General features: G+C 70.6%; 2 protein-coding genes. Both read right to left on the bottom strand.

Annotation, left to right across the window (positions count from 1 at the left end):
* Nucleotides 1-78: 78 nt before the first annotated feature.
* A complete protein-coding gene (gene gltB / locus C0461_RS06070; RefSeq protein WP_292104882.1) occupies nt 79-4,566 on the bottom strand; it encodes a glutamate synthase large subunit in 4,488 nt (1,495 codons plus the stop codon).
* Nucleotides 4,563-5,996, bottom strand: a complete 1,434-nt coding sequence (locus C0461_RS06065; RefSeq protein WP_292104881.1) for an NAD(P)-dependent oxidoreductase — start codon at nt 5,994-5,996, stop codon at nt 4,563-4,565. The genes gltB and C0461_RS06065 overlap by 4 nt, the downstream gene beginning before the upstream one ends.
* Between the last annotated feature and the right edge of the window lie 4 nt (nt 5,997-6,000).

Below are 6,000 nucleotides of genomic sequence, written 5' to 3'. Positions count from 1 at the left end.
TCCTGCAAGGCTGGTCGCCCGACATATGGCATGTGAGGCGCGCGAGACCACCCTTTGCGAATTGTGGCTATGCCGGCCCTAGGCGCGTTTCAGGGAAGCCCTGGCGGCAGTCTCTGCCGGCAGGATCTCCACGAAGCGCTTGAGCGCGGTGGGCCAGTTCTCCAGCAGGCGGCGCGCCTTGGGCGAGCCGGTCTCGAGCGCATGGCGTTCCACCAGAGCCTTCAGCGCGTCGGCCGAGGCACCGACGACGGGACCCAGCACGACGGAGTCCGCATTGACGTGGGCGGCCAGATCGCCGTCCTCGTCCAGCACATGGACGCGGCCGCCGGACATGCCCGCGGCGAAGTTCCAGCCGACCCGGCCGAGGATCACCACCGCACCGCCGGTCATGTACTCGCAGCCGTGGGCGCCGCAGCCCTCGATGACTGCCGTGGCGCCGGAGTTCCGGACCCCGAAGCGCTCACCCGCCATGCCCGCGGCGTACAGGGCGCCCGACGTGGCGCCGTACAGACAGGTGTTGCCGACGATGGCCTGCCGCTCCATCCACCGGGTGGGGCGCACCACGATCTCGGCGCCCGACAGGCCCTTGCCCACATAGTCGTTGGCCTCGCCGTCCAGCTCGATCTTGAGGCCCTTCATGCCCCAGGCCGCCAGGGACTGGCCGGCCGAGCCGCGCAGCTTCAGGGTCAGGTGCCCGTCGGGCAGGTCCGAGCCGTATTTGCGCACGATGTGGCTGGAGGTCCGCGTGCCGATGGCGCGCTGCACATTGCGGACCGAATAGGTCAGCTGCATCTTCTCGCGCCGCTCCAGGAAGGGGGCGGCGTCGCGGACGACCTGGGCGTCCAGGGTGTCGGGCACGGGATTGCGTCGGGCCTCGGGTCCGCGCCGCACCTGCAGGCCGCTGTCCACGCGCACCAGCAGGGGGTTGAGGTCCAGATCATCCAGCTCGGCGCCGCCGCGCGAGACCTGACGCAGCAGGTCGGTGCGGCCGACCGCCTCGTCCAGCGAACGCAGGCCCAGAGACGCCAGCACCTCGCGCGTCTCCTCGGCGATGAAGCTGAACAGATTGACCACCTTGTCCGCCGTGCCGGTGAACATGGCGCGCAGGCGTTCGTCCTGGACGCAGACGCCGACGGGGCAGGTGTTGGAATGGCACTGGCGCACTATCAGACAGCCCACGGCGATCAGGCTGGCGGTGCCGATGCCGAACTCCTCGGCCCCCAGCAGGGCGGCGATGACCACGTCCCGGCCGGTGCGGATGCCGCCGTCGGTGCGCAGGCGGACGTGGTCGCGCAGGCCGTTCAGGCCCAGCACCTGATGGGCCTCGGCCAGACCCATCTCCCACGGCATGCCCGCATGCTTGATGGAGCCCATGGCCGACGCGCCGGTGCCGCCGTTGTGGCCCGAGATGAGGATGATGTCGGCTTTCGCCTTGGCCACGCCCGCCGCCACGGCGCCGATGCCGGCGGAGGAGACCAGCTTCACCGTCACCCGGGCGTCGGGGTTGATCTGCTTCAGGTCGTAGATGAGCTGGGCCAGATCCTCGATGGAGTAGATGTCGTGGTGCGGCGGCGGGCTGATCAGGCCCACGCCCGGCGTGGAGTGGCGCATGCGGGCGATGAACTCGGTGACCTTGAAGCCGGGCAGCTGGCCGCCCTCGCCGGGCTTGGCGCCCTGGGCCACCTTGATCTCGATCTCGCGGCACTGGTTCAGATATTCGGCGGTGACGCCGAAGCGGCCCGAGGCCACCTGCTTGATGGCCGAGTTCGGATTGTCGCCGTTGGTGCGCGGCTGATAACGCTCGGGATCCTCGCCGCCCTCGCCCGACACCGAGCGCGAGCCGATGCGGTTCATGGCGATGTTGAGGGTCTCGTGGGCCTCGGGCGACAGGGCGCCCAAAGACATGCCCGGGGTGACGAAGCGCTTGCGGATTTCGTTGACGCTCTCGACCTCGTCCAGCGGCGCGGGCCGGTCGGCCTCGCGGAAGTCCAGCAGGTCCCTGAGCGCAATGGACGGCAGCTCGCGGGCGCGGCGGGAATAGGCCTTGAACCGCTTGTAGTCGCCGCGCGTGGTGGCGTCCTGCAGGCGGTGGATCATCTCGGCGTCCCAGCCGTGGGTCTCCTCGCCAGCGCGAATGCGGTGCGATCCGCCGATGCGGCGGGCCGGGCGGGGCGCCTCGAAGCCGCGCCGGGCCTTGCGCACCATCTGGGCCTCGATCCCCGCCAGACCGACGCCGGAGATGCGCGAGACCATGCCGGGGAAGAACTCGTTGACCAGCGCGCGGCTCAGGCCCAGCGCCTCGAACTCATAGCCGCCGCGATAGGCGGAGATGACCGAGATGCCCTTCTTGGCCAGGATCTTCATCAGGCCCGCCTCGACCGCCTTCTTGTAGTTCAGGCAGGCGTCGCGCAGCGTCAGGCCGGGATAGCGGCCCGCGTCCATGCGGTCCTGGAAGGTCTCTTGCGCCAGCCAGGCGTTGACCGCCGTGGCGCCCACCCCGACCAGCACCGCGAAGGCGTGGGCGTCGATGGCCTCGGACGTGCGCACCACGATGGAGACGAAGGAGCGCAGACCCTCGTCCACCAGCCGGGCGTGGACCGCCGCCGTCGCCAGGATCATGGGCGCCAGCGGGCGGCCCGGGCCCATGTGCTCGTCGGTCAGTACGATCAGGGCCGCGCCGTCGGCGGCCGCCTGGACCGCTTCGTTCCGGATGCGGTCCAGCGCCTGACGCAGGGCCTCGCCCGGCTTCGCGCCCTCGGGAGGTGCGATGAAGGTGCAGTCGATGTGGATGGTGGCGCCCGCGCCCACGGCCAGCAGCATGCGCTCGTACATGCCGGTGGTCAGGACGGGGGATTCCAGCACGAACACCCGGGTCTGGGTTTCGTCCTGGGCCAGGATGTTGCCGAGGTTCTTGAACCGGGTCTTCAGGCTCATGGCCCCCGCCTCGCGCAGGGAGTCGATGGGCGGGTTGGTGACCTGGGCGAACTGCTGGCGGAAATAGTGGCTGAAGGGCCGGTCCTGATGGGACAGCACTGCGGGCGGGGTGTCGTCGCCCATGGAGCCCACCGCTTCCTTGCCGTCGGCGGCCATGGGGTCCAGCAGGCTCTCGATGTCCTCGTCGGTCCAGCCCACAGCGGCCTGGGCGCGGACCAGGGCCTCTCCGTCCAGACGGCGCGGCTCGTCGCCGGGGCCGATCATGGGCTCCAGCTCGACCATGTTGTCGAGCCACTCGGCGTAGGGGTGATCCTCCGCCAGACGGTCGATGGTCTCGGTCTCGTCGTAGAAGCGGCCCGCCTCCAGATCGACGCAGATCATGCGGCCGGGGCCGATGTGGCGGCGCTCGGCGATGCGCTCCTCGGCCACGCCGGTCATGCCCGCCTCGGAGCCGCAGATCAGCAGGCCGTCGGTGGTGAGGGCGGCGCGGAGGGGGCGCAGACCGTTGCGGTCCTTGCCCGCCACGACCCAGCGGCCGTCCGTGGCGCAGATGGCGGCCGGGCCGTCCCACGGCTCCATCACCGCGTTGCAGTAGGCGTACAGCGCCTCATGCTCGGGCTTCATCAGGCCGGGCAGGCGCGCCTCGGGGATCAGCAGGGCCTTGACCATGGGCGCGGGCCGCCCGGCGTGGACCAGCACCTCGAACACATTGTCCAGGGCGGCGGAGTCGGAGCCCGAGGCCTGGATCACCGGCTTGACCGTGGCGTCGTCGGCGCCGAAGGCGTCGGCGGTCATGCGGATCTCGTGGCTGCGCATCCAGTTGGCGTTGCCGCGCAGGGTGTTGATCTCGCCGTTGTGGGCCAGCATGCGGAACGGCTGGGCCAGCCGCCATTCCGGGAAGGTGTTGGTGGAATAGCGCTGGTGGAACAGGGCCACCGGCGCCTCCATGCGCGGATCGGTCAGATCCGGATAGAACTCGTCCAGCGCCTCGGCCAGCATCATGCCCTTGTAGATGACCGAGCGGGCCGACAGGGAGCAGACGTAGAACTCGGCCAGACCCTTGGCCTGGGCGCGCTTCTCGATGCGGCGGCGCAGCAGGAACAGGGCCCGCTCCAGCGCCTCGCCCTCCAGCTCATCCGGCGGGGCCAGCATGATCTGTTCGATCTCGGGCCGGGTGGCGGCGGCGCGCTCGCCCAGCACCTCGATGCGGTGGGGCACCTGACGCCAGCCGTACAGGTAGAAGCCGGCCTTCAGCACCTCGCTCTCGACCAGGGTGCGGGCCCGCTCCTGCGCCCCCAGATCGGTGCGCGGCAGGAACACCTGACCCACGGCGATGGGGCCGGGGCGGGGGGTATGGCCGGTGTCGCGCACCTGGGCCTCGAAGAAGGCGCGCGGCATGCCGATGAGGATGCCGGCGCCGTCGCCGGACTTGCCGTCGGCGTCCACCGCGCCCCGGTGGAAGATGGCCTTCAGGGCCTTGAGGGCCAGCTCGACCACCTCGCGGCGGGGCTGGCCGTCCAGGGCGGCGACCAGACCGACGCCGCAGGCGTCCCGCTCGGACGTGGGTTCATAGGCGTGGGCCGCCGCCAGGGCGTCGCGCTGGGCCAGATAGTGCCTGGGGTCGAACGTCATGCCGCAACGGAGTCCTGATTACGCAGCCACTGGTCGATCTCGGCGGCGGCGTCCTGCCCCTGACGCACGGCCCAGACCACGAGAGAGGCGCCGCGCACGATGTCGCCCGCCGCGAACACGCCGGGCAGGGTGGTGGCGAAGCCATGGGCCGCGACGCGCAGGGTTTTCCAGTCGGTCACCGCCAGATCGTCGGCATCGAAGATGGCAGGAAGGTTCTCCGGTTCAAAGCCCAGGGCCTCGATGATCAGGTCGGCGGGCAGGTCGAACTCGCCGCCGGGCACTTCCTCGACCGTCCAGCGGCCGTCCAGCGTCGGGGCCGACAGGGCCATGCGCGCGGCGCGCAGGCCGGTGACGCCGTCCGACCCGCCCAGCACCGCCCTGGGCGCGGCCAGCCATTCGAAGCGGACGCCTTCCTCTTCGGCGTTGGTGGTCTCGCGGGCGCTGCCGGGCATGTTGTCCCGGTCGCGGCGATAGACGCAGGTGACCGAGGTCGCGCCCTGGCGCACGGCGGTGCGGACGCAGTCCATGGCCGTGTCGCCGCCGCCGATGACCACCACCCGCTTGCCCTCGGCGTTCAGGGGACCGTCGTCGTAGGCGGCTACGGCGTCGCCGAAGCCCTTGCGGTTGGACGCGATCAGATAGTCGAGGGCCGCCACGACGCCGTTGGAGCCGCAGCCGGGCGCCGACAGCCGCCGGGCCTGATAGACCCCGGTGGCCACCAGCACCGCGTCATGGGCGCTGCGCAGGTCATCGAAGGCGATGTCCTTGCCGATGTCGGTGTTCAGACGGAACTCCACGCCGCCCTCGATCAGGCGGTCCACGCGGCGGGCGACCACATGCTTCTCCAGCTTGAAGCCGGGGATGCCGTAGGTCAGCAGGCCGCCCGCGCGATCGTGGCGGTCATACACAGTGACAGCGTAGCCTGCGGAGCGCAGGCGGTCGGCGGCGGCCAGACCGGCCGGTCCCGCCCCGATGATGCCGATGGAGCGGCCCAGGTCCGTCAACGGACGAATCGGCGTGACCCAGCCGTTGTCGAAGGCCTGGTCCCCCAGCCACTTCTCGACCGAGCCGATGGTGACGGTCTCCCAACCCGCCTGCTCCAGGGTGCAGGCGCCCTCGCACAGCCGATCCTGGGGGCAGATGCGGCCGCAGATTTCCGGCATGGCGCTGGTGGCTTCGGACAGCCGCCAGGCTTCCTCGACGCGGCCCTCGGAGGCCAGGCGCAGCCAGTCGGGGATGTTGTTCTGAAGCGGACAGCCGGACTGGCAGAAGGGCACGCCACACTGGGCGCAGCGGCTGGACTGGCTCGTGCCTTCAGCGACCCGGAACGAGGCGTAGATCTCGTCGAAATCGCGCACGCGTTCGGACGCGGCGGCCTTCGCAGGGCCGGCGTGCGGAACGGTCACGAACTTCTGGTTCGCGTCAGCCAAATCA

Source organism: Brevundimonas sp. (assembly GCF_013823285.1).
In the GTDB taxonomy this organism is placed as follows: Bacteria; Pseudomonadota; Alphaproteobacteria; order Caulobacterales; family Caulobacteraceae; genus Brevundimonas.
Note: the sequence above shows the minus strand (reverse complement) of the source record. Positions and strands in the feature narration are given on the sequence as shown.